Raw genomic sequence first — 24,176 nt, 5'->3', positions numbered from 1 at the left:
ATATGTTTTTGAGAGAGAACGCCATTATCACTGTTTGGCTGGGGTTTGTGAAGTGATATATTTTCACTACCTAAATGCTTCAAATGAAGTATATTCATTATAAAAACCTTAACTATTAGATAAATAGACAATTTTAATTTGGCTTACACTACATATCATGAAATAAAATCATGTTACAATGGCTTCTATGTTCATGATGATTTGTATAACACCCCAAGTAATATTGTTTTGGGGTGTTTTTATGCCCTATTCATCATATTAATATCTGTGTTATAGATACATGATGCAGGCGGGTTATAAGTTATCCAAATAAGATAAGGTGATATTCCTAGTTTAATGTAATGCTATTTTTAATCATTGCATCTTTTATTAGATAAAAATCGTGAATAATTAACTACAAACTTCATTACTTTTTACCAGATTTTGCCTTATCTTTGCTGAAATTTAGTAATACGATTTACTATAATCTCCGAAAATCTCCAGATGTCATAGCAATTGGAATTATCCAGCTTGGTTTTATAAACTCTACATTACCTAACCATTATCAAAAGAATGTTTGGGCTGGAGAAAATAAGCGGAGAAATCTCCGCTAAATCAAAATTTTTTTATGCACGGGTAGGGGTGTGGTGTCCATGCATTGGCGATAGTAATTATTTACACTCCCCCCGTCTATGGTTATTTCCCCTTTGTGGGCGTTTATTATTTGCATTTGTTGGGTTTTCTATCTTTAGGCTCTAACCAATAGATACTATACTTTTTGCCCTCTGAGGTTTTAACTAGTTCACTTTTTATCGGTTCGCCCTTTGCTCTTAGTTCACTGATACGCTGTGCCAAGGATAAGCACCCAAAATCTTTTAAAGTGGTAAGCGGGCTGATAATCTCGCCTGCGTGTAGTTTTTTCATGATAATTTGTTTATAACTCATATGTTACCCCTGTATGCTATTTAGCCATTGATGAATATCTTTGTTACGCCATACTGTAACGGTAGGCGATAATTTGATGGGTTCGGGAAATCTGCCTTGTTTTACCCATGCCCAAACAGTGCTTTTGCTGATGGGTAAAAATGGCAATAATTGATTGATACGGCTTACACCGTCTTTGGGTAGTTCTTGCATGTCTATACTCCTACAAGGTTTTATTTACCGCCTTATTGCGGTTTGTAGGTGTATGATACGGGTTGAAGTAAAATTATATAAGACTAATTAGCCATAAAAAAAGGGCTATCTAGCCCTTAATGCTTATTTGCCCATTTTTCCTATTTCATTGATGCAATCCAGCCATTTAGCGATTGCCTCCCTTGATATTGGCACATTATATCTTTCTGTAAGGTTGCGTAACTGATCGTTAATTGCTCCTTTCCTAGCATTGTCTTTGTCTTTAACATATCCATGTTCACGTAATAACGCATATAAAAGTTTGCTAATGGTTTTTTGTGAATTGGCGTTTAAGCTTTCCCCTGTTTCTTGCAATTGATTATTTAATTTTTCAATATGTGCTTGTAAATGTGTTATCTCATCATCTTTGTTGCTTGCATCTTGTTTAAGCTCCGTTATTGTTCTATTAAGGCTTTCTAGATTAGGCGGTATTGTTATTCTTTCAACTGGCATATCATTAAACAATTGATTAAAATCTTTAGCTTTTTGGTAAAAGTCCTCAGCTTTCCATAAATAAAGATTTAAATCAAATGGTGAAACAGTTTTAGCCATCGAAACTCTAAGTAATAAAATTTCATTGTAAGATTCTGTTTTATCCGTTGGCTTTGGTGGATAAGTTTCACGCATATAATCATAAAATACTTCAATAGTGATGGGGTTTGCCAATATTATTTCTTTATCATTCTTACTTTTTTGATATAAGGATATATCAAATAGGTCGTATTTTCTTAAAATATAACCAACAACTCCTTTATGGTCATTTGCTTGTACTGTCTTACAAATATTATCAATAAATTTTCCAATGGAAATAAATTCGTTTTGCATTTCATACCTTAACCATACCTTAATAAATTAAAGCAGGCGGGCGGTCTAAGGTATGAAAAATAACCGCTGTTCGGGTAATTACTCCTAGCCTGTATTTTATGTAAGCAAAAGGGCTATAATGTCAAATCTTTTAAAATATCTGCAAGCTCTCAATAGTCAATATCACTACTGGCAACCCTTACCATCAAATCATCTAGCCCGCTATTTGGGGTAATATTAATCCCTTGCATATCTAGGTAAGTTAGCATCACAACAAGGGCGGTTCTTTTATTGCCATCATTAAAGGCGTGGGCTTTTGCTAATGCAACGGCATAAAATGCCCTATTAAATATACATTATCTAATGGCTCATAAAGCATTTGATTTTTGATGCGTGATAGGCAACCTTCAAGGCTTGCTATGCTTGCAATGCCTTTAAGTCCTTTTTCATGGCTTAAAATCTCATCATAAATAGCAATAACAAAATTTATATCTATCATTTATCAGCTAACGCCTTAATTTCTTTTTTGTGGGCGTGCATGACTCGTTTAGCAGAATTTAAAATAACTCTTTTGCCCGCTTCCCCTGTTAGGTGCATGATGACGGGTTGGGTATTGGTGGGTTTGCTCATGGTTTTATTCCTTAATCATACCTTAATAAATTAAAGCAGGCGGGCGGTCTAAGGTATGAAAAATAACCGCTGTTCGGGTAATTAGTCCTAGCCTGCTAAATCATCATAGCATAATAGGGGGGTATGCTCAATTTTAAGAATACCCAAGCTGTAAATGCTTTTGCTGATAATGGGTTAATTTATGGTTGTAAGCTGTTCAAGTGCTGATTTTCAGCTTATCACAAATTTTATTTAGCCCCTTGATGAATGCCTGTGTATCTAAAAAATAGTTGGGATAGGCTTTTTTAACCTGTTTTTTTACTGGGAATATTCATTTTATTTCTCTAATGATTGTTAGCAACCACAATATATTTACTGTAATGCCTTTAATTCCATCACTTCTACTTTATGAATGGCTAACTCATCCGTTATTTCATGCTCTTTGTATCGCATGGCTTTTAAGAAGCTAATAAATGCCTGTTCGTTGTGGTCGGTCAGGCGTTTGTTTTTATAGGTGCTAAAATTACCCTGTTTAATCTCATCTACGATATCTGCCCATTGGTTCATCATTTTTTGGCGGGCAGGCAATAGGTTTGCTTCGTTATAAGCTCTTACGGTTTTATTGCCTTGCACATGAGATAACTGTAATTCTATGGCTTGTGGGCTGTACTGCATTTCATATAATGCCGTACTTGCCAAGCCTCTAAATCCGTGCCCTGTCATCCGTCCTTGATAGCCCATGCGTTTTAAAGCAACTGTAAAGGCATTATTGCTTAATATATCTGCCCGCCTGCTTCTGTTGCTAAAAAACACGTATTCATTATGCAACTGCATTTTTTGAATCTCTTTTAATATTCTAATCACCTGCGGGGCTAATGGTACAACATGAGGTAAGCCGTTTTTCATGCGTTCTTTAGGTATATGCCAAAGACAAGTTTCAAAATCTATTTCTTGCCATCTCATACCTCTAAGTTCACTTGTACGTACAAAAGTATAACAAAGCACATAAAAGCCATATTTGGTTAATGGTTCACTGTTGCAATTATCAATATCTGCTAATAGACGTGGTAACTGGCTAATGGGTATGCGGGGGTAATGTGTGGCTTTATGTTCTACTAGGTTTTTATGAATGCTTTTAGGTATTGGGTTTGCTAGGTTTTCAGCTAATCCCTTTTCAATAGCATAATCATAAATGGCATTAATCCAAGTAACTATTCTATGGGCAGTGCTGGTTTTACCAATCACGGCTAAGCGGTCATGTATGGCAATAATATCAGCTAGGCGGATTTGATAAATATCTTTTTCACCAATCATTGGGTAAATGTGGTTTTGATAGCCTGCTTTATCCCGTTTAAAGGTACTGGCTTTAATCCTTTGTTGTTGGTGGGCTAGCCATTGATGAGCAAACACATCAAAACGGGTATCATTTTTTTGTATTTTTGCTTCTTTGGCGTGTTCTTTGGGGTCTATGCCCTGTTCAAGCAGGGATTTAATTTTTTGGTTTTTTAGGCGTGCTTGGGCAAGGGTTAAGGCTGGGTATTTACCTAATGTGATTTCTTTTTGTTTGCCTTGATGACGGTAAATAGATAAAAATACTTTCGTTCCTGTGTGTCTAACAAACAACCATAAGCCATTACCATCACTGATTTTATCAGGTTGGTTTGGTTTGCATTTATCAGATGGTTGTAAGCGTTTAATGGCGGTATCTGTAAGGCTCATTGCTGGTATATTTTGAAAGTGAACTGATATACCAGCAAATATACCAGCGTTTTTATTGGATTACAACGGATAATAACAGACCATTAAGGACAACAAAAACCATCAAACCCAATAAAACAAAAGGGCTATCGTACGATGACGGACAGCCCTAGATTGTTGTTTGGTCGGAGTGGCGGGATTCGAACTCGCGACCCCTTGCACCCCATGCAAGTGCGCTACCAAGCTGCGCTACACCCCGAATAAACCGATATTGTAGCGTATTTTACGGATTTTGCAAGTCTTTTTGTAAATTTTCTTTTTGAATTCAAATTTTAACCTAGCGCCTGTAATAATCTTTGATGAATGTTTTCAAAACCACCATTAGACATGATAATGATAGCATCGCCAGTCTGAGTATGCTGTTTTAGATGGTCTAAAATATCTTCAATGCTGCCCAAAACCAGCTGATTTTGGGTGTTGCCAATCGCTTCTTTTAACCCCCAAGTAAGCGTTTTTGGTTCATACCAAATCACAAAATCTGCCAAACTTGCTGATGGCGCTAATTGGCTTTTGTGACTGCCTAATTTCATGGTATTAGAACGCGGTTCTATTACTGCCCAAACTCGCCGACTCGTTAAACGTTTTTTTGCGCCATCAAGTGTGGTTTCAATAGCGGTTGGGTGATGAGCAAAATCATCAAATACTAAAATATCGTTGACATCACCAATCAGTTCCATACGTCGTTTAATACCTGCAAAATTTGATAGGGCTTCACAGGTTTTTTCTACAGATACGCCCACATGATAAGCTGCTGCCACCGCAACCAAGGCATTATAAACGTTGTGGCGACCGCTCATGTTCCAGTTTACCGTTGCACAAGACTCTTGATATTGAATTTTAAAGACACTACCATCATCACTTTGTAGGATTGCTTGCCAATCAGTATCAGTTTGTTCGCCATCGTTATAAACGCCTGTTCTCCAAACTGGTGTCCACGCTCCCATCTCGAGCGTTTCTTCCAAACTTTTGGTGTGATGTGGCATGATGATTTGACCATTTTGGGGAATCATGCGAATCATGTGATGAAATTGAGTTTGGATTGCCTTTAAATCTGCAAAAATATCAGCGTGGTCATATTCTAAATTATTTAAAATTGCTGTACGTGGACGATAATGAACAAATTTTGAGCGTTTATCAAAAAATGCTGAATCGTATTCATCAGCTTCTATCACAAAATATTTTTCACCTAAATGTGAACTGTGACTAAAAGCCTGTTTTAGATGCTCATCATCAGTATTAACCAGTGGTACGCCACCAATTAAAAAACCTGCATCAATCCCTGCATATTGTAAAATCCAAGCCAGCATTGTCGTGGTTGTAGTTTTGCCATGGGTGCCAGCTACTGCTAGAACATGACGTTCTTTTAAAATAATTTCATATAAAAACTGTGGACCAGACGTGTAATTCATGCCATGATTTAACATGTATTCGACGGCAGGCATCCCCCGTTTGCAAGCATTTCCCACCACCACCAAATCTGGTGCTGGTTGTAGATGTTCAGCTAGATAGCCTTCCCAAATTTCCACACCAGCATTTTGTAATTGGGTGCTCATTGGAGGGTAAATATTGGTATCAGAGCCAGTGACTTGATAGCCTAAATCTCGCGCAAGTAGCGCCAAAGAGCCCATAAAAGTACCACAGATACCTAAAATATGTATGTGCATGATTTACCTTATTTATTAATGTATGAACACACAAAACTACACACAAAGCGTGGTCATGTGTTGCCTTTGTAAAAGATTGCCCTTTAAAAAATTAAATTATACTGCTAAAACATGCAGCTTTAACAAATCAACCTTTTCTTTGATGAATTTATTTTTCGTTTTTAATGATTTTTTTAAACATAAAAATCAATACGACAACTAAAAATGCAAACATCAAAAGCGTCATTTCTGGAATACTAACACCAAAAAGCGACCAATCAATTACTGCGCATTCGCCCGAGCCTTTTAGAACTTCTTGAAAAACCTGCAAAATTGGCAGTGTTTCCACCCAATAATTCAAACCTGGTCCGCACGCTGGCACTTCATCAGCTGGAAGATGTTGTAGCCACACATGGCGACCTGCCACAAATAACCCCCAAACTGCTCCAACCATAGCCCCTAACCATAACAGAATTCTAATGGCAAATTTTCTAGGGTTGATGATAAGCGCCAAAAATGCAAATACGCCCATAACCCAAAGCCCAATTCTTTGAAAAATACATAAAGGGCATGGGTCAAGCTGTAAGTAGTTTTGAAAAAATAAAATTGCCACCAAGCTGGCAATGATGGTTAGTAGTACCAATAGAGCATTGAGAGTGCGATAAGTTAAAATTTTTAGCATGTTTGATTACCTAAACAAATTTTTAACGATACGCTTGAATAAAATCGTAAAAATCTCGATTGTCTTCACGCTCTAGCGCCTGCTGGTCAGCAAAGGATTGTATCGCAAGATTGGCAAAATAAAAAGCGTCTTCGTTGCTTAGTGCGTGATTAGCAAGTTCCTCTTGATGTTTTTTGGCAAGTTGGCTGCCAAGTTTCCAAGTGCCGCCAAGTCTACGCGAATCGGATTCAATCTGTGCAGATAATGTAAAATCAGGATTGGTTGCAATGCCTTGCATTAGTGTTAAAGCGCTGCGGTATTCGTTGCCGCCATGGTATTCATCAAAGGCATCAGCAATCACTTGCATTTCGGTCAAAATTTTACCAATCCATGTGGTTAATTTTTCTTCGCCATTTTGAGTGATGATACTAATTTCTTTATCTCGACCTTGATTAACGACCTTTTCAATGTTTTCAGCAAGTTGTTTTTCTTCTTCGGGGAATAATTTTTCTGATGGCGATAACAAACAATAAATTGCCAAAACTTCTAAAAAGCAAGCAGTGGACATGTTAATGCCAATATCGCTGTAAGGATTTAAATCAATTGCTCGAAATTCCACATAAGCAATGCCTCGTTGTTTTAATGCTTCAGTGGGTGTTTCGTCAGATTTGGTAACTTGTTTTGGACGGATGGGGCTATAAAATTCGTTTTCAATTTGTAAAATATGGTCATTGATTTGGATAGGCGTACCATAGGCATCATCAATGCCAATATCACTAAAGGCTTTAAACGATGTTTGAATGGCGCGGCGAAGCCCTGTGATGTATTCATCCAAATCATTGTAACGAATATCCAAATCTTCTTGAACACTGTTGGTATAACCAAGTTTTCCCATGCGAAGGCTTGTAGCAAAAGGCTTATAATAAGTACAGCCCTTGCCAGATAGAGGAATTAAATCATGATCGCGACCTGTTAAAAAACAGCCGCACACACTTGGACTTGCGCCAAGTAGATACAAAACCAATGGTGTTAAACGTTTGAAATTACGAATCAGTGCCAAATATTTATCGTTTTTAAAGGCGGTAAAATCTTGTTTTGCTTCATTTTCTACCCATTTTGAAAACAAATCATCGCCAATGGATAAATTATAATGAAGTCCTGCTATGGTTTGCATTTTGCGACCATATCGCACCCCAAGACCTGAGCGATAAAGCGTTTTTAATTTACCAATATTGGAGGTACCATAATCAGCTAAGGGTATATCTTCATCATTGTCTGACAACATGCAAGGCATTGACATCGGCCACATTACTTCATCATTTTGTAAAGAGCGATGCACCAATACATGAAGTTTGCGTAGCATGTCCAGTGCGTCTTTAATAGTGTCTTTTGGAGGTGTGATGAGTTCCAATAAATTCTCAGAATAATCTGTCGTGATAAAAGGATGAGTCAGTTTTGACCCCAAACCTGCCGGGTGAAAAGATGTGGCAGAATAGCCATCTGGCTGCATACGCAATCCTTCTTTTTCAATCCCTCGTTTCATACCAGATAATAAGTTTGATTCAAACCAGTGCGGTAAAGTAAAAGTTTTTGTCGTCATTATGATCATCCTATTTTTATAAAATTAGCCTAGTATAGCATATCAAAACAATACCACTGATAAATATAACGCAAATACACCAATCATCACACAACTATAAAAAAACGCAAGGAATTTGATTTCCTTGCGTTTGAATTAAAGCTAAAAACCATCAAATGGTTTTACCAGATTATTCAGCTTTGCTTAAAAGATATTGGTATAACTCATCTTTTAATGCAAGTTTTTTGCGTTTTAAGCCCTCAATTTCTTCGGCGCGGCTTACTGATGCTACAGGGTCTTTTTCCAAGTTGCTGATTTGAGTGTCTAGTGTATTATGTTCATCAAATAATTTTTCAAAACGTAAGTCACCCTCTGTTTTTAGTTTGGTAATTAGGTCACGATACTCTGGAAACATATGCTTCTCCAATTGGTGAAATAATAGGCACTTGCCCACTGACAGGAATATATTAACAAGATTATAGCATTTTAGCAAATTATTTTCATGTATAAGTTTGCACTTTTTAATCGTTTGTAACTTAGGTTTCAGCTTTTCAATCTTAGCGATTGAAAATCCTAAATTTGCAAACCAATAACAACTTTGTATAATGACAAAAATTCGTCAATGATATATTTTTTTAAAATATTATTGATAATCAATTAAATTTTTAAATAATCAAACCATAAGGGGAAGCCTGTGTTAGACCAAAGTTTATTAGATGCGGTTAAATCTTATAGCGCCAACATGACTCGTCCTGTTGATTTTGTTTTGGGTCAAGGTGAGCATAGTAAACGTGCTGAACTGATTGATTTTCTGGAAAAAATTGCCAGCACCAGCGATAAAATTCGTTTTGACAAAAACCAAACAGACGCCAATTTATCAGCCATTAGTTTTAAAATTGTTTATGATGATAAAGATTCTGGCATTGTGTTTAGTGGCATTCCTGGCGGTCATGAATTTAGCTCCTTGGTTTTGGCAATTTTACATGCAGGCGGGCATACACTAAAACTGGATGAAGAAATTCAAAACCTGATTAAACGCATTCAAAAACCCTTAAAATTTCAAACTTTTGTTTCGTTGTCTTGCCACAACTGCCCTGAAGTGGTTCAGGCACTCAATCAATTTGCCATTTTAAATGATGATATTGAAAATGAAATGATTGATGGTGGTGTTTTTCCTGAATTGGTTGCTCAAAAAAACATTCAAGGTGTACCAGCTGTATTTTTAAACGGTGAACCGTTTTTAAATGGTAAAGTGGATACTGCGCGCATTATTGATAAATTACAAAGCCAATTTCCAGATTTATTAAGCAGTCAAGCTCAAGAACAATTGCCCAATCAAGATGTTACAGTGATTGGCGGTGGTCCAGCTGGGTCGGCAGCGGCGATTTATACTGCGCGTAAAGGCTTAAAGGTAGCTTTGGTTGCTGACCGAATTGGTGGGCAGGTCAAAGATACCCAAGATATTGAAAACTTGATTTCTGTACCTTTGACCAATGGTAATCAGCTGGCGAGCAATTTATCAACTCACATTCACAGTTACGATATTGCTGTCAAAGAACACGTTAGTGTTCAAAATATTGATGAAGTTGATGGCGGCTATCAAGTTACGTTAAATACAGGAGCAAGCTGGTTTTCTCGTACACTCATCATTGCAACAGGCGCAAAATGGCGTAAACTTGGAGTAAAAGGCGAAGAAGAAAATATTGGTCAGGGTGTGGCGTATTGCCCACATTGTGATGGTCCATTTTTTAAAGGCAAACCTGTGGCGGTAATTGGTGGGGGTAATTCTGGTGTAGAGGCGGCGCTTGATTTATCAGGAATTGTCCAACACGTAACTGTAATTGAATTTGGCGATAGTTTGCGTGCTGATAAAGTTTTGGTGGATAAAGCAATTGCCAAAGATAATATTGATATCATCAAATCTGCTGCCACCCAAGAAGTGGTTGCCAAAGATGGTAAAGTGGTTGGACTTATTTATCAAGATCGCACAACTGGAGAAAATAAATCATTGGATTTATCAGCTGTTTTTGTGCAAATTGGACTTGTGCCAAATTCTGATGTGGTAAAAAATTTGGTGCAAACTAACAAACAAGGAGAAATCATCATTAATGCTAAATGCCAAACCAATAAACAAGGTATTTTTGCGTGTGGCGATGTTACTGATGTGCCTTTTAAACAAATCAATATTGCGATGGGTGAAGGTTCAAAGGCTGGATTATCAGCATTTGAGTATTTGATGCTTAATAGCTAAGTTTTATCAAGATAAAAAGCACGTTTATCGTGCTTTTTTGTGAGTTTATGTTTTAGTTATTTCATTCTAGCAATAATGTTGTCTTTTAAAATAAACTGATGATACAGCGCTGCACCTACATGTGCAATCACCAAACACACCAAAAAGGCAAACCAAAAATCAGTATGTAATTCATTAAAGATACCAGCAAGCTGACGGTTAGGCGATGCCATTGGGGCAATTTCAAAAAGACCAAAAACACTGGTGGCGCGTCCGCCATACATAGACATAAGCAGTCCAGATATTGGCATGGCAAGCATTGCAATGTATAAGCCAAGATGGGTCAAATGAGCAATGGCGATTTGCCATTTTGGGGCAGGCAGTGCAGGCGGTGCTTTACTGATAAAACGGTTCATAATTCGCAAAACAGTCCATATTAAAAAACTAACACCAACTGCTTTATGAAGAGCGATGTATTGATTTCCCATATTGATTAATATAACAGCAATTACGATAAGCAGTGCGCCTATCCAGTGAAATGCACGTGTTGCGATTGAATATTTGGCAGGCAAAGTTGCTGGCTGATTCATGTTTATCCAAAAAAATGATTAAATTAAAATTAGTTAACGAACCATCATAATAAAATGTTTTATCTATTTCAATACATAAGATAATTTTAAACACAGATTTAAGAGCTAAATGGCAACCATTGGGAATTTTGGTGGAAGAATTGACAAAAGAATGTGATTTGACTATATTTAGTCATCAAAACCCATTATGGAACAAGGAGTGTTTATGCCTGTTGAATTTGTAACTTGTGATTTGTTGGATGATAATCCAAATCAAGATATTTTTGTTATCCCTCCAAGCATTGATGGTAAACATTTTAAAAACTTTGGCGGTCATTGCAGTTTTTATGGTCAAATTGTGACAGTTAAATGTTTTGAAGATAATTCAAGAGTTAAAGAGCTTTTAGCGACTTCTGGCAATGGTCGAGTCTTGGTTGTTGATGGCGGGGCATCTTTGCGCTGCGCTTTATTGGGTGATATGATTGCCAAGTCAGCAGCGGATAATGGTTGGGCAGGCGTGGTCATTTATGGCTGCGTGCGCGATGTGGATGAGCTAAAAAAATTACCATTGGGTGTGATGGCATTATCTGCTATCCCCAAAAAAAGTGTTCGTAAGGGCGCTGGCGATGTTGGAGTGCATCTAGATATTGGGGGTGTAACGATTGCTGATGGAGCGTATTTATATGCTGATAATAACGGCATTCTTATCTGTGCCAATGCATTGATTTAGTCAAATAAACCATCTATATATTTTGATGGTTTTATTTTTTAACAATCCGTTATAATGGCTTGTTGAAATAAAAAAACTTAAACCAATGAAAACACAGTCTACCTATCTTGATTTTGATGACAAAACCGCTATTTTAGCATTGTGGTATATTGTCAATACATCTTTATCCGCTTTTACCAAATTAACCACTCACTTTGGTGATGCAAAACAAGCATTGATTGCAGAGTTATCACAGTGGCAAGCGCTTGGTTTGCATCAAAAGCATCTTGCGCGTTGGCAAGATGGCGCTGATGTTTTGGCATTTGTTGAAAAAATCTATCATGGTCAAACTATTGGTAATTTTGGGCTGGTATTTTTAGGTGAAAAGACATATCCAAAACAGCTATTGGATATTTATGACCCACCACCCATGCTTTTTTATCAAGGCAATATCAAACGTCTTTTTGATAAACAAATCGCTATTGTTGGTAGTCGTAAACCAACACCACATGCTGAAAAAACAACATTTGATATAGCTCAATACTTAGCATATTTTGGTTTAACAGTCACCAGTGGTTTGGCAGGCGGGATTGATAAAATGGCACATTTGGGAGCATTATCACAGCCTGACACACAACAAGGTAGAACGATTGGTGTTTTAGGAACTGGCATTGATGTTTGTTATCCTAAAAATCATCATGCCTTGTATGCTCAGATTATCAACGAAGGTGGTTGTTTGGTCAGTGAATTGCTGCCAACTACACCAGCTGGTAAACATACGTTTCCCAGACGCAATCGCTTGGTGGCGGGCTTGTCTATGGCGACATTGGTTGTAGAAGCAGCAATGCAAAGTGGTTCATTAATCACGGCTCGGCTCACTGCCGAACAGGGTAAACAAGTTTTTTGCATACCAAGCTTGATTGATAACATCAACGCTCAAGGTTGCCATCATTTGATACGTGAGGGAGCAACACTGATTTATCATCCCGAACAAATTTTAGAAGATTTATCAGTTTTGGACAAAACACTCACACCACTAAAATCAGATATAGCTAAAAACCTAGAAAATACAACCATCAAAAACCAAATTTATCAGCAAACCACTCGTCAAAATACAGCAGTAAAAGAGGTTGAGATTGCTCAGCATTTACAGGTTGTTTGGGAAAATTTATCAAGCACCCCTTGCGATTTGGACAATTTAGTTTTAGCAACCAATCTGGATACAGCATCACTATTGGCAAATTTATTGGAACTTGAAATACTGGGCTTGGTTCATACCGTTGGAGGGCGTTATGCTAAATTATCATGATGATTTTACCGCCAACCAAATCGAGCATATTGCCAAGTTTTTAAAATCATCAGGTATTTTAGCATACCCCAGTGAAAGTGTTTGGGGGCTTGGTTGTGATGCCTTTGATAAAAAGGCAGTGGAGCAGATTTTATCATTAAAAAAGCGCTCTGTTCAAAAAGGCTTGATTGTACTTACTGATGATATTAAGAAAATTATGCCGTTATTAAGCGACTTAAGCCATCAGCAGCAGCAAACATTAATTAATCAAATATCCACACAGCAAACTCATCTTCAGGCAACTACATGGCTTTTACCAGTGGCAAAATCAGCAAGCATTCCTAAGTTTTTAACGGGTGATTTTACTACTTTAGCAGTGCGCATTACATTGCATCCTATTTTAAAAAAAATCTGTCATGCCATTACTGATGACCAAAATCCCTACGGTTTTTTGGTATCTACCAGCTGTAATCTGCAAGGACAAGCCCCAGCTTGCAATCTGTATCAAGCAAAACAGTATTTTTCAGGCGATAAATTTTTAGATAATAAAACTAATTGCCCAATCGCTTTTTTAGATGCACAAAGTTTGGGGTTTGATAAACCCAGTCAAATCATTGACGGTATGACAGGCAAGCAAATTCGCTGATTTTATTTAACAATTTTGTGGACGATTGAGTTATAAGTTTTTAGGCGAATATAAAAACGCTTGCACTGTTTTTAGTGTAAATCCTGATTTATGCATATTATCAACAAAATCTTGCCAAAATTTATCAAATGAATCAGGCAATAATTGGCAGCTTGGCAGTAAGTAAAAATAAATATTTTCTTGCCAATACTCAAAAGATTTTAATTCTGGTAAATTTTTTAAAAATACTTTTTCTTCTTGATAGGAGAAAAAATTTAAAATACGTTGTCTATCAATACCATCTTTATCACATTCTGCTTTTAGTAATTGTAATATATGCAATACATCATTTTGACCATTTATCTTTTTTACTAAATGGGTTAAATCATAAATATCTTTAATGCGGATATTAACAATGGATTGATGTAATTTCCAAGCGATTTGGTATGATAGGGTTGGCGAGCTTGGATATATAAAAGAATCTATGGGTGTTTGGTATTGAATGGGTATGGGTTTATCGTCAAAAGGAAGGTTGAATGAAATGTCTATGCTAATGTCAAACGATATATCACCAATCCATGCCGTCAAATCAGTATTAACAGTTGGAAAATCATCGTGCATCGCATAATCTAAGAGTCGCCAAAAAGCATTATCCTTAAATTGAGTAAAATAAATACCATCTTGACAATACAATGTAGTAATTTTTTGCATCCAATCATTAAATATGAGTTCAGCTTCTTGTTTGCTATTGATTGGTTTTAAATATAAAAAATCCAAATCGTAAGGTATGCGATTTTTTATATCAATAAAAAAGTTGCGAGTAACAAAACTGCCTTTTAACATAAAATCTTGATTATTGATAATGGCAGCACGGCGCAAAAAAGCTTCACAAGCGTATAAATTTTTAATATCATATTCTTTAAAATCTGGATAATAAGCTTGATATTTTTCTAATATTTTATTTTTACTATTTTGCTCACTTAAATGAGACCAGCCTTCATCCAATTCAAGTTTATTATCATAAACACAATATTCAGCCTGTGATTTTTCTACAAAAAGTTTAACTTTTTTGTAGCTTTCTTGATTATTTTCTGTAAAAAATATATAGTCTTCAATCTTATTTAAAGCAGTGATAAGATGGTTTACCTTATCCATAAATTCTACATAATCGCCTTTAAATCTTAAAGTAACAAAACGATAATTTTCTTGATTTTTTAAAGCATTATTGGAAACATGAGCATTAAGATTTTGAGCGACTTCTTGAATTTTTTGTAAGGTGTAGTTGTTGTAAAACTTGATTTTTCCATGCCATTCAAAATAGCCATATTTATTATTGGTTGGATGTATTTGATAAAAAAGAGAATGATAATGAGCAGGTATTTCTACTTTTTTACGAATCACCATAAATCCTTTTTGATAAAATTCTTGTTGAATATTATCCATAATGGTTAAAATATCATTTAGATGATTGGCTTTTTTAACTAAAGAAAACATTGGCTGCTGCTGATGTTTTCCTTTGGATAATTCAATTAAGACAGCTTTGCCACCCATGTTTTGGCAAATTGTCTCAAATTCTAAAATTTTAGTATTATCTAGATTATCAACGGTTAGATGGATTTCAAAAACAAAAGGTAACTCTGTCTCTTGATTTTTGGGCAAATCATTGAATATATTTTTAATTTTTTGAAAAATAGTCATGTTAAACCCTTATATGGATTGACAATGATAATAAACCGTCATTAATTTTAAAATAACATTTACCGATAAATCAATCAGCTGTTTATCTTGATAGTCATCTAAATCTTCTTTTTTTATCACAAATGCAAGTTTATACCAATCTTTATCATTCATCATCAAATCATCCATTAACTTATTGATATCAAATTGATAAATCGGCATAAAGTCATCGTATTCGCTGGTTGTATTTTTATAAAAATAAAATCCATCAAAATTTTTTATATCAATTTCATTAAGCCAGTTATGATAATTTTGTAAAGTAGATTTGGAGATTTTGGATTTATAAGCATGCCAATCAAGCTGAATTATAAATCGCTTTTTATTAAGCAAAATACTAACTATAGGCGCATTTTGAATAAAATTTTTATCTTTAAAATAAGCAAAATAATGATTTCTGATTTGCCAACCATTACACCAACTTTCTACATGTGGTTTTGCAATATTATTGGGTAAATTTTGATAAATGGATAAAATAAAATTTTTAAAAATATCCCAAGTAGATTTATGATTTTGTTTTATAGAATCAATATCATCAGGATAATGTAATTTTAATTCTTTTATTTGTGAAAATGGTTTATTTAAAATATCAGCATGTATGGATTTTAGCATAATGATTCTTTAGGTTTTGTATTTTAACCACCAAATGTAATTTTTGCTGGCTTGTTCAGCGTCATTGTCACCGTATTGATAAAAACGAATGTGCTGCATTTCTTTGGGTAGATAGTTTTGTGAACAATAATGGTAGGGGTAGTCATGTGGATACTGATAACCCTGACCAAAACCTTCTGCTTGCATCAGTGAGGTTGCCCCATTTCTAAGATGCAGTGGTACGGCAAACTGATGGGTTTTGGCAAATTCTAAGGCCTGATTGATGGCTTGATAACTGGTATTAGATTTTGGAGAATTTGCCAAATAAATTGCTATTTGCCCCAAAATAATTCGTGCTTCAGGCATACCAATGTTTTTGACTGAACGCAAGGCACTATCAGCAAGTATCAATGCGTTTGGATTGGCAAGCCCAATGTCTTCACTGGCACTGATAACCAGCCGACGAGCAATAAATTCAGGATTTTCACCTGCATTTAACATCAGTGCTAACCAGTACAACGCTGCATCAGCATCACTGCCGCGAATGGATTTTATCATTGCTGAGATGATATCGTGGTGCATTTGACCATCTTTATCGTATTGTAAGATAAGATTTTGAGCGACCTGAGCAAGAAGGTTGTCATCAATAACTCGTACGCCATCACCGTCAGCTTTGGCGGTTTGTACGGCAAGTTCTAAAATATTTAATGCTTTTCTGGCATCACCACAACAAAGCCGATAAATGGTTTTTTGAGCGGTCAAATGAATGGATAATTTGATTAAAATTTCATCATTTTTTAGAGCATGATTTAATAATTCTGTAATGTCTATTTCGGATAAAGGTTCCAGGCGATAGACCTGACAGCGAGACAATAAAGCATTGTTCACACTAAACGATGGGTTTTCGGTGGTTGCTCCAATAAGGGTGATGTTTCCTGTTTCTACCACCTGTAATAGCCCGTCTTGTTGGGCTTTGTTAAAACGATGAATCTCATCAATAAAAATAATTGGCGGTTCAAACAATAAATTATCATGATATTTATCAATTAATTCTCTTAACTCTTTGACAGTTAGCGTCAATGCAGATAATGCATAAAAGTCTCGCCCCATGGTTTTGGCTAAAACTTGTGCTAATGTGGTTTTACCAATACCAGCTTCACCATGCAAAATAATACTGGGAAGATAGCCACCTAAAACCATACGAGCAATTGGCGCATCATCGGCTAATAAGTGTTTTTGCCCAACAATTTGGCTCAGTTTATTGGGGCGCATTCTTTGGGCAAGTGGTGTGTAAGTCATAATTTTTGACGAGCTTTGATGATGTTAGGAATTTTGCCAAGATAAATATCCTCAGCAATTTTGCCTTGTTGTTCAATATTATAATCCCAAAAATTCTTATCAGGGCTATAGTGATAAAAGTAAGGATTGTATTTTTTAAAGGTCAAATAATAAGCACTTTGCAAATAAGCACCATGCAAAAGCACAAAAACACCTTGTTGGTGCTGTAATACATGAGTCATCTCATGGATAAAAACTTGCTGATACACTGGACTTTCAAGTGAATAATCGTCTTTATAATGAATATCACCAACAAAAATTTGTCCATTTGGCGCTATAAAAACCTCTGACCCTTGCCATGGAATATATGGATAATTGATAATATGTACTTTTGTATAATCCAACAAATCACCAAAAACAGTTTTGGCGAGGGCGATTTCCCCAGCTGTTAAATGACGAATGACTGGTTTATTTTTTTGATATTTTTTGATAAACCATGGCATTTTTAGTACAGGTAAAGCAAGTCCAAACATAGTTATTCTTTGGTTGCCATGGTGATGGTGTAGGTTTTGCCTTGCTTGACTTTTTCAGCATTGCCAAAAACTTCGGTAAATGCTCGTTTCATAAATTGGCGTAATCCATTGATGGTTACAACATAAAAACGCCCGCCAGCCGTCATACGCTGATAAGCGTCTAAAAGATACAAGTAATGCTGTTCTTTGCCGACTTTGGCGGGTAGATTGGACATAACAAGGCTAAAGGTTAGATTATTATCCACTTGGTTAAAACCATTAGACAGTTGTACATGGGTATTGGTCAGCTGATTTTTTTCGCAATTTAAGCGAGCATACTCCACTGCTACAAAGTCTTTATCAATCAATAAATGCTGACCATCAGGGCATTCTCTGGCAGCGGTCATACCCAGCACACCATAGCCACAACCTAAATCAATGGAAGTGTCCTCAGATTTAAAATCAATATAATCCAACAACATCAAACTGCCATCGTCTAATTTTTCAGGGCTAAAAATCCCCCAAGTGGTATAAAATTCAAAAGGGCGACCTAACACATCTTGCTTAAAATGAATGTCTTTTCGCCAATACTGGGCTTTGCTTAACAATTCTTCTTGAGTAAATTCACTCATGGTTGCTCCATTATTTGTTCCAAATTCGTTTGTATTTGTCTAAAAGTTCATCATCAGTTTCAGGGCGTTCGTCGTCTTTGATGATGCAGTCAATTGGGCAGACTTTATCGCAGGTGGGTGCATCGTAAAAACCCACACACTCAGTACATAAATCAGGATTGATGATGTAGGTTTTTTGATGTTTGTTGTCATAACTTATCGCTTCGTTGGGGCATTCAGGTTCGCAAATGTCGCAATTGATACAATCGTTTGTGATTTTTAGTGCCATAGATTAACAGTTAAAATAAAGATATTGTAAAACAGTTTTTAAGAAAAAAGTAAAAAATCACTTATTCCACATTGTTAAAATTTTATTAAAAAAATTTAATTTTTGTCATAAGTTTATGCCAAATTAAAAATGGCGTCTTGATGTATTTTTTTGTAATATAGCACCAGACAATACTAAGAGCGTAAGACCATCATTAAAATAACAGGAAAAACCATGACAAATTTGACTTTATATAAACAAATTCATCCTTGCCAATGCCAAAATCTTGCTAAACTTGGCTATAAGAGTCTGGTCAATTTGCGTTTTGATGATGAAGTGGCAGAGCAGCCAAAATCAGCGGATTTGGCAATCAGCGCCAAAAAGGCAGAACTGGTGTATCAGCATATTCCTACGGATATTGACGACATTCATTTGCAACAAGTCAAAAATTTTGCAGACGTTATCAATAAGCTGCCAAAACCTGTGATGGTATTTTGTGGAACAGGCAGCCGTGCCAAACGTTTGTACCAAAGTGCGGTCGTGTGTGGGCTAATTTAGGCTGCCTTAATTTAATTATAGTTAGCGTTTTGCAAACCCTTGTTTTTGTAGGTAATCTAGCATAAATGGACGCACAGGATTACCAAACGTGACGGCGATTTGACCACGCCAATCCAAATCTAATCCGCGACTTTGATAATAATCACGCACAACTTCATTGTAGTTTTCTAAAACGTCCTGACTGGCAACTTGATAGGTATTTTGGCTAACCAAAACATCAAGAGGCAAGCGTGGACGTTGAGATTGATTGACTTTAGCGGTCATATCAGGATAACCTAGACAAAGCCCAAACATTGGCACAACGTGCTGCGGTAATTCAAGCAGGTTGCTGGCTCGTTCAATATCATTACGAAGACTGCCAATATAAACCCCGCCAAGCCCCAAACTCTCAGCTGCTGCCAAAACATTTTGTGCCATTAACGCTCCATCAACCGCCCCAATTAGCATGACTTCTGTCCAGTCATCTTGAATTTTGGTTAATTGTTGGTGGCGATGGGTATCCATGCAAAACACCAAAAATTCTGCCGCTGTTTCGACATAGTGATGGCCTAGACGTTTATTTTCGCTAAGCGCTTGATTGTACTCATCTTCATTCATTTCGCAAGAAATTTGGCGAAAAGCCGTACGTTTTTTAGGGTCAGTAACTCGAATGATGCTTGCCATTTGTAAAAAACTAGACGTTGAAACAGCTCGGCCAGCTTCTAAAATTGCGGTTAAAAGCTCATCAGAAATTGGCTCACCTGTGAATTTACGAATGGAACGATGGTTTAGTAGTGTCTCAAGAGCTGGCTGGCTTTGAAGATTGTGTGGCATAATTTATCTCATGTTAGATTTGGATGTAAGGTAAAATCATCTTATCAAGGATTGCGGTTAAAGGCAATTTGTTTTTGCCTGTTTTGTCGCTTATAATAAAGACCAATAAAATAACAATTTGAGAACTTTATGTCAAAAAAACCAAAAAAAACATCCGCTCAAATTTGCGCCAACAAAAAAGCTCGTCATGAGTATTTTATTGAGGAAACATTTGAAGCGGGTATGGTGCTAGAGGGCTGGGAAGTCAAATCCATCAGAGCTGGAAAGATGGCAATTACCGATGCTTATGTAATTTTTAAAAACAATGAAGCTTTTTTGTTTGGTGGGCATATCCAGCCGCTTTTAACCACATCCACTCACGTCAATCCCGATAATATTCGTACCAGAAAACTGTTATTAAATCGCCGTGAAATTAATAAACTTTTTGGAATGGTTAATCAAAAAGGGTATGCGGTGGTACCATTGTCATGTTATTGGAAAGGGTCGCGCGTCAAATGCCAAATCGCTCTAGCTCGCGGTAAAAAACTTCACGATAAACGTGCCACGTTAAAAGAGCGTGATTGGCAAATGGATAAAAGACGCGGGTTTAAGGCAGATTTACGCTGACCGATTTATCTAGCTAATTTTTTCAAAACGAGCAATGCTTTCTACATGAGCCGTATGACAAAACATATCCATCACACCAGCGTGCGTGAGTGTGTAACCTTGGGCTAATAACAAAGCAGTATCGCGAGCGAGTGTGGCAGGATTACACGAAACGTAAACAATACGTTTGGCGTTAAATCTGCCTAGGTAGGACATAACTTCTGCTGCTCCAGAACGGGGCGGGTCAATCAGCAAAGCATCAAAACTGTTTTCGCCACTTGCCCAATCAGCCGATGAAAAATCCTCGGTTAGGTCTTGGGCATAAAATTTAATGTGATGAATACCATTGGCTTTGGCGTTCATGGTGGCGCGTTCTGTCATTTGAGCACTCCCTTCAACACCAATTACAAAGCCTGTTTCTCCAACGCAGCGTGCCAGTGGTAGGCTAAAATTTCCCAGTCCACAAAATAGGTCAAGTACACGCTCACCCGCTTTTAAATCCAATAAATCACACGCTAATTTGGTCATTTTTTGATTGACTGACAAATTCACTTGCGTAAAATCCATTGGCGAAAATTCAAATGTTACATTAAAATCGGGTAAACGATAAAACAATCCACCTGTTGGGGGGATGGTTAAGCTGTTTTTTGAGATGGTTTCAGCTAAAACACTATTACCATCATGTTTGGCGCCAGTTTCAACATCAACCCGCCAAACGCTATCAGAACCTTTGGGCTGTAAAAATAATTGCCAATTTCTTTGACCAAAAAAAACTTGTAATTTATTTAAATCACCATCTGGCAAATCTTGTAGATGACGTACAATCACAGCAACGGATTTATGACTTTGTGGCACGTCTGCTAGTGTCTCGCCCATGGCAATTTCCAGTTGGGCAATGCTGTCTCGGCTGTCTAATGAACCAATCAGTGTTTTTAGGTTTTCAAGCTCAAATCCAATTCGCTTGTCTAAAATATGGCATTCTGATAAATCTGCCAAAAAATTACTGCTGCGTTCACGAAACCCCACCAGTGTTTTATCTTTTTTGGCAACATAACGCACACCAAGACGCGCTTTTGTGCGATAAGCTAAACGGTCAGCAGTCAAAGGAACTAGCCAATGTTTCGGAGCGGTATTGGCTTGATGATGTAAAAGTTCTGCTAAAACGGATTGTTTAAATTCAATTTGTCCATCTGCTTGCCAATGTTGAAGACTGCAGCCACCACAGACTCCAAAATGTGGACAAGCTGGTTTTTGACGCATGGAATTTGGATTGTCAATTACAGCAAGAGCATCGCCTTCTTCATAGCTTTTTTTAACAGATTTGATTTTAACGCTGACGACTTCATCGGGTAGGGCGTGGCTAATAAAGACCTTTTTACCAACTTTTTCAGCATAATTTTCTTGATGCTCAATCAATTGACCATCATAACTGCTAACTGCCCGTCCATCATGAGCCAGTCCTGTGATTTTAAAAGTAATGGGCGGCGCTTCTGCCAAACGCAGTCGGGCTTTTTTAGTAGGTTTACCAGCTTTTTTTGGAGCGTGAATGATGGTCATATTGTTGCCTGTCAGTTTTTTGATAAATTTTTTTTGTTAAAAATGATGGGTGGTGCATTATAGCAAATTCACTACAGATTTATCATAAAAAAAGGCTATAAAATAGCCTTGATGTAAATAATGACAGGATTGTTTGACTGGATTATTTTTTGGTTGAAATGCCAAGTAAACGGTAAATTGGGCAAAAGTTCATAAAGGCGGTTGCCAGTAAAATAATTCCTAAAAATCCCCAAATTCCAATGATTTTAGCGGCTGCCAGCCCAACCAAAACTGCACCAAGAACAAAGCGTAAAATACGGTCAATTTTTCCAAGATTTGCTTTCATAATAAATCCTCAAAGAGAAATGATAAAATTAAGATGTTTTATTAGTGGCATTCCAAGGCATAAGCATTAAAACTTTTGCCAAACCACAAAATCCTGTTAAGCCAGCCAGCATTAGCCCCATGCCCACAAAACCTGAGATGCCTAAAAACCAAGGGGAGATGGTAATTCCTAAAGTTACCCCCAACAAAACCAAAACGCCAGCAATCAGCTGCACTTGACGCATTAGCTCTAAAGGAGCGTTTGGTTGAGCTTCTATAGGCAATCCTGCTTTTTCCCATGCCATTAAGCCGCCTTGTAAAATATAGGCTTCCTGACAGTTTTTTGAATAATTTTCCAGCAGATTGGCATTTTGCTGGGTTCGCATGCCAGATAGGCAGCCAAAAATAACCACACCATTTTGGGGTAATTGGTTGGTGTTTTTGGCGAGTGTATTCAAAGGTAGTGAAATCGCACCAGTAATGTGTTTGCGCAAATATTCATCTGTATGGCGAATATCAATCAAAACTGCTTTGTGTTTCATTTTTTCAGCAGCTTCTTTTGGGGTCAAGCTTGTTAGGCTCATAATGTTTTCCGCTTATTATCTGTGTTTTGTTATTTGTGTTGATTTGGGCAAAACATTTCTTTTAGCACACTGATTAATTGAATGACTTTGTCGTCGCACAGTGAATAGTACAAAATTTGAGCATCTCTACGGTAATTTACTAAACCTTCATCGCGCATTTTTGCTAAGTGTTGTGATAAAGCTGATTGACTTAAATGAATAAAGGTTAAAATCTGTCCAACGCTCATTTCGCCGTGCTCAATTAATAAGCACAGTACCTGCAAACGATTGGCATTGCCAAGCGTGCGCAAAAATTCAGCTGCTTTTTGTGTTTGCTGTTCAAGTGTATTAGAAGAAATTTGTGGTTGCTGCATAATTTAGTGTCCTCTAATTTAGAATATTCTAATTTAAAAGTCAATCATTTATTAAAAAAAAGATAATAAATTATCAACCCACATCATGATAAATGCATTTTGCGGTTTGATTGTTAATTATTAACTAATTGTTTTGTAAAGAATTTATTATAAATTGTTGCAAAACAGAAGTTATTTGGCTTATGATTGTCATTGTTAGCTAAAATAAACTTGGGAATTTTTATGGCAATTATTTTACCCACTCATGAACCATTTTTGCAAACCAAAGCCCAAGTTTTGGTTTTGCCTGTCAGCGCAGATGGTAATATTTTGCACCCTGTATTGATGCGGTGCAAAAGTTTGTTTGCTGATAATTATCAAATTTATTATAAAAGTGCGATGCAAGGTGAGTTAGGGCTGGGTCAAGCAATGATAAATCGTCTGCAAAAGCAACATACAGGGCTTGGCGTGCAAACGGGTCACACAGAATATATTGTTAATCTTATTACTCAAGAATTTGTATCTCATCGCATCAGTAGCCAAACTCTAAAAACAGCAATTAAAAACCTAAAACCAAAAATCTATGATTTAATGCGGTTTAACGGGATAAGACGATTGGCATTTATTGGTTCGCCGCTATTGATGACTCATCTGGATAAATTACCCAATATCGATGCTGATGACATTGCATCGATATGGCACGATATTTTTTGCGACATAACCAGATTAACCATAGAACTGCATTTTTCAAAAGATACAGTTTTGCCAATCATCAAAAAATCACTTGAAAATGAATGATAAATTGGCTAAAATGCTAACC

The 24,176-nt window shown here is 36.7% G+C and carries 30 protein-coding genes and 1 tRNA gene; 7 read left to right on the top strand and 24 right to left on the bottom strand.

Annotation, left to right across the window (positions count from 1 at the left end; genetic code table 11):
* Positions 1-699: 699 nt before the first annotated feature.
* The 12 genes from ACZBKJ_RS02110 to ACZBKJ_RS02055 form a co-directional block, all read right to left on the bottom strand.
* A complete protein-coding gene (locus ACZBKJ_RS02110; RefSeq protein WP_463199264.1) occupies positions 700-924 on the bottom strand; it encodes a helix-turn-helix domain-containing protein in 225 nt (74 codons plus the stop codon).
* 3 nt (positions 925-927) lie between these two features.
* Complete coding sequence (locus tag ACZBKJ_RS02105; RefSeq protein ID WP_463199263.1) at positions 928-1,116, bottom strand: helix-turn-helix transcriptional regulator; 189 nt, start codon at positions 1,114-1,116, stop codon at positions 928-930.
* 123 nt (positions 1,117-1,239) lie between these two features.
* On the bottom strand, positions 1,240-1,980 hold the full coding sequence (locus ACZBKJ_RS02100) for a hypothetical protein (RefSeq protein ID WP_463199262.1): 741 nt from the start codon (positions 1,978-1,980) through the stop codon (positions 1,240-1,242).
* 149 nt (positions 1,981-2,129) lie between these two features.
* Positions 2,130-2,312 carry a type II toxin-antitoxin system death-on-curing family toxin gene (locus ACZBKJ_RS02095; RefSeq protein ID WP_463199270.1) on the bottom strand — a complete coding sequence of 61 codons (183 nt, stop codon included), beginning with the start codon at positions 2,310-2,312 and terminating at the stop codon, positions 2,130-2,132.
* The gene (locus tag ACZBKJ_RS02090; RefSeq protein ID WP_463199261.1) at positions 2,279-2,458 is read right to left on the bottom strand and encodes a hypothetical protein; all 180 of its coding nucleotides are present in this window, start codon (positions 2,456-2,458) and stop codon (positions 2,279-2,281) included. The genes ACZBKJ_RS02095 and ACZBKJ_RS02090 overlap by 34 nt, the downstream gene beginning before the upstream one ends.
* Positions 2,455-2,589, bottom strand: coding sequence for a hypothetical protein (locus ACZBKJ_RS02085; RefSeq protein ID WP_463199260.1), 135 nt, complete (start codon positions 2,587-2,589; stop codon positions 2,455-2,457). Before ACZBKJ_RS02085 ends, ACZBKJ_RS02090 begins: the two co-directional genes overlap by 4 nt.
* 351 nt (positions 2,590-2,940) lie before the next feature.
* Complete coding sequence (locus tag ACZBKJ_RS02080) at positions 2,941-4,287, bottom strand: tyrosine-type recombinase/integrase (protein ID WP_463199259.1); 1,347 nt, start codon at positions 4,285-4,287, stop codon at positions 2,941-2,943.
* A 161-nt stretch (positions 4,288-4,448) separates the two neighbouring features.
* Positions 4,449-4,525 (bottom strand) — tRNA-Pro (locus tag ACZBKJ_RS02075).
* A 73-nt stretch (positions 4,526-4,598) separates the two neighbouring features.
* Positions 4,599-5,990 (bottom strand): UDP-N-acetylmuramate:L-alanyl-gamma-D-glutamyl-meso-diaminopimelate ligase, encoded by a 1,392-nt coding sequence (gene mpl / locus ACZBKJ_RS02070; protein ID WP_463199258.1) that lies wholly within the window; start codon positions 5,988-5,990, stop codon positions 4,599-4,601.
* A gap of 148 nt (positions 5,991-6,138) precedes the next feature.
* The gene (locus ACZBKJ_RS02065; protein WP_463199257.1) at positions 6,139-6,651 is read right to left on the bottom strand and encodes a disulfide bond formation protein B; all 513 of its coding nucleotides are present in this window, start codon (positions 6,649-6,651) and stop codon (positions 6,139-6,141) included.
* 22 nt (positions 6,652-6,673) lie between these two features.
* On the bottom strand, positions 6,674-8,230 hold the full coding sequence (gshA, locus tag ACZBKJ_RS02060) for a glutamate--cysteine ligase (protein ID WP_463199256.1): 1,557 nt from the start codon (positions 8,228-8,230) through the stop codon (positions 6,674-6,676).
* Positions 8,231-8,399: 169 nt separating this feature from the next.
* On the bottom strand, positions 8,400-8,624 hold the full coding sequence (locus ACZBKJ_RS02055; RefSeq protein WP_463199255.1) for a YdcH family protein: 225 nt from the start codon (positions 8,622-8,624) through the stop codon (positions 8,400-8,402).
* Positions 8,625-8,903: 279 nt separating this feature from the next.
* On the opposite strand from ACZBKJ_RS02055, the gene ahpF reads away from it, so the two are divergent.
* Positions 8,904-10,460, top strand: a complete 1,557-nt coding sequence (gene ahpF, locus ACZBKJ_RS02050; protein WP_463199254.1) for an alkyl hydroperoxide reductase subunit F — start codon at positions 8,904-8,906, stop codon at positions 10,458-10,460.
* 56 nt (positions 10,461-10,516) lie between these two features.
* On the opposite strand, the gene ACZBKJ_RS02045 is transcribed toward ahpF, so the two are convergent.
* Positions 10,517-11,029 carry a cytochrome b gene (locus ACZBKJ_RS02045; RefSeq protein ID WP_463199253.1) on the bottom strand — a complete coding sequence of 171 codons (513 nt, stop codon included), beginning with the start codon at positions 11,027-11,029 and terminating at the stop codon, positions 10,517-10,519.
* A gap of 205 nt (positions 11,030-11,234) precedes the next feature.
* Here ACZBKJ_RS02045 and rraA point away from each other — a divergent pair, with 205 nt between their 5' ends.
* The 3 genes from rraA (at position 11,235) to ACZBKJ_RS02030 (ending at position 13,651) form a co-directional block, all read left to right on the top strand.
* On the top strand, positions 11,235-11,738 hold the full coding sequence (gene rraA / locus ACZBKJ_RS02040) for a ribonuclease E activity regulator RraA (RefSeq protein ID WP_463199252.1): 504 nt from the start codon (positions 11,235-11,237) through the stop codon (positions 11,736-11,738).
* 85 nt (positions 11,739-11,823) lie between these two features.
* Positions 11,824-13,026 carry a DNA-processing protein DprA gene (gene dprA / locus ACZBKJ_RS02035; protein WP_463199251.1) on the top strand — a complete coding sequence of 401 codons (1,203 nt, stop codon included), beginning with the start codon at positions 11,824-11,826 and terminating at the stop codon, positions 13,024-13,026.
* Complete coding sequence (locus ACZBKJ_RS02030; protein ID WP_463199250.1) at positions 13,010-13,651, top strand: L-threonylcarbamoyladenylate synthase; 642 nt, start codon at positions 13,010-13,012, stop codon at positions 13,649-13,651. Before dprA ends, ACZBKJ_RS02030 begins: the two co-directional genes overlap by 17 nt.
* Positions 13,652-13,681: 30 nt before the next feature.
* On the opposite strand, the gene ACZBKJ_RS02025 is transcribed toward ACZBKJ_RS02030, so the two are convergent.
* From ACZBKJ_RS02025 to ACZBKJ_RS02000, 6 genes are read right to left on the bottom strand one after another with little or no spacing between them, the layout of a single operon-like run.
* The gene (locus ACZBKJ_RS02025) at positions 13,682-15,328 is read right to left on the bottom strand and encodes a nucleotidyl transferase AbiEii/AbiGii toxin family protein (RefSeq protein ID WP_463199249.1); all 1,647 of its coding nucleotides are present in this window, start codon (positions 15,326-15,328) and stop codon (positions 13,682-13,684) included.
* Between the two features lie 9 nt (positions 15,329-15,337).
* Positions 15,338-15,976, bottom strand: coding sequence for an HI_0552 family protein (locus tag ACZBKJ_RS02020; protein WP_463199248.1), 639 nt, complete (start codon positions 15,974-15,976; stop codon positions 15,338-15,340).
* A 9-nt stretch (positions 15,977-15,985) separates the two neighbouring features.
* Complete coding sequence (locus tag ACZBKJ_RS02015) at positions 15,986-17,254, bottom strand: replication-associated recombination protein A (protein ID WP_463199247.1); 1,269 nt, start codon at positions 17,252-17,254, stop codon at positions 15,986-15,988.
* Entirely contained in the window at positions 17,251-17,766 is a 516-nt protein-coding gene (locus ACZBKJ_RS02010; protein ID WP_463199246.1) for a hypothetical protein, read from the bottom strand. Before ACZBKJ_RS02010 ends, ACZBKJ_RS02015 begins: the two co-directional genes overlap by 4 nt.
* A gap of 2 nt (positions 17,767-17,768) precedes the next feature.
* Positions 17,769-18,377 carry a class I SAM-dependent methyltransferase gene (locus ACZBKJ_RS02005; protein WP_463199245.1) on the bottom strand — a complete coding sequence of 203 codons (609 nt, stop codon included), beginning with the start codon at positions 18,375-18,377 and terminating at the stop codon, positions 17,769-17,771.
* A gap of 10 nt (positions 18,378-18,387) precedes the next feature.
* Complete coding sequence (locus ACZBKJ_RS02000) at positions 18,388-18,645, bottom strand: YfhL family 4Fe-4S dicluster ferredoxin (RefSeq protein ID WP_463199244.1); 258 nt, start codon at positions 18,643-18,645, stop codon at positions 18,388-18,390.
* 213 nt (positions 18,646-18,858) lie between these two features.
* Here ACZBKJ_RS02000 and ACZBKJ_RS01995 point away from each other — a divergent pair, with 213 nt between their 5' ends.
* The gene (locus tag ACZBKJ_RS01995; protein WP_463199243.1) at positions 18,859-19,182 is read left to right on the top strand and encodes a protein tyrosine phosphatase family protein; all 324 of its coding nucleotides are present in this window, start codon (positions 18,859-18,861) and stop codon (positions 19,180-19,182) included.
* Positions 19,183-19,203: 21 nt separating this feature from the next.
* On the opposite strand, the gene nfsA is transcribed toward ACZBKJ_RS01995, so the two are convergent.
* The gene (gene nfsA, locus ACZBKJ_RS01990; protein ID WP_463199242.1) at positions 19,204-19,995 is read right to left on the bottom strand and encodes an oxygen-insensitive NADPH nitroreductase; all 792 of its coding nucleotides are present in this window, start codon (positions 19,993-19,995) and stop codon (positions 19,204-19,206) included.
* A 129-nt stretch (positions 19,996-20,124) separates the two neighbouring features.
* On the opposite strand from nfsA, the gene smpB reads away from it, so the two are divergent.
* Positions 20,125-20,601 (top strand): SsrA-binding protein SmpB, encoded by a 477-nt coding sequence (smpB, locus tag ACZBKJ_RS01985; protein ID WP_463199241.1) that lies wholly within the window; start codon positions 20,125-20,127, stop codon positions 20,599-20,601.
* Positions 20,602-20,610: 9 nt separating this feature from the next.
* Here smpB and rlmD read toward each other — a convergent pair whose 3' ends face one another.
* The 4 genes from rlmD to ACZBKJ_RS01965 form a co-directional block, all read right to left on the bottom strand.
* Positions 20,611-22,137: a 23S rRNA (uracil(1939)-C(5))-methyltransferase RlmD gene (gene rlmD / locus ACZBKJ_RS01980; RefSeq protein ID WP_463199240.1), complete on the bottom strand. Its 1,527-nt coding sequence runs from the start codon at positions 22,135-22,137 to the stop codon at positions 20,611-20,613.
* A gap of 142 nt (positions 22,138-22,279) precedes the next feature.
* Positions 22,280-22,462, bottom strand: a complete 183-nt coding sequence (locus ACZBKJ_RS01975; RefSeq protein ID WP_463199239.1) for a YgaP family membrane protein — start codon at positions 22,460-22,462, stop codon at positions 22,280-22,282.
* Between the two features lie 28 nt (positions 22,463-22,490).
* Positions 22,491-23,024 (bottom strand): rhodanese family protein, encoded by a 534-nt coding sequence (locus ACZBKJ_RS01970; protein ID WP_463199238.1) that lies wholly within the window; start codon positions 23,022-23,024, stop codon positions 22,491-22,493.
* A gap of 29 nt (positions 23,025-23,053) precedes the next feature.
* The gene (locus tag ACZBKJ_RS01965) at positions 23,054-23,377 is read right to left on the bottom strand and encodes an ArsR/SmtB family transcription factor (RefSeq protein WP_463199237.1); all 324 of its coding nucleotides are present in this window, start codon (positions 23,375-23,377) and stop codon (positions 23,054-23,056) included.
* Between the two features lie 222 nt (positions 23,378-23,599).
* On the opposite strand from ACZBKJ_RS01965, the gene ACZBKJ_RS01960 reads away from it, so the two are divergent.
* Positions 23,600-24,154, top strand: coding sequence for a macro domain-containing protein (locus ACZBKJ_RS01960; RefSeq protein WP_463199236.1), 555 nt, complete (start codon positions 23,600-23,602; stop codon positions 24,152-24,154).
* Positions 24,155-24,176 lie beyond the last annotated feature (22 nt).

The sequence above is a fragment of the Moraxella sp. I5G genome, assembly GCF_055193055.1.
The sequence above is the reverse complement of the archived record's forward strand: the minus strand, read 5'-3'. Positions and strand labels throughout refer to the sequence as shown.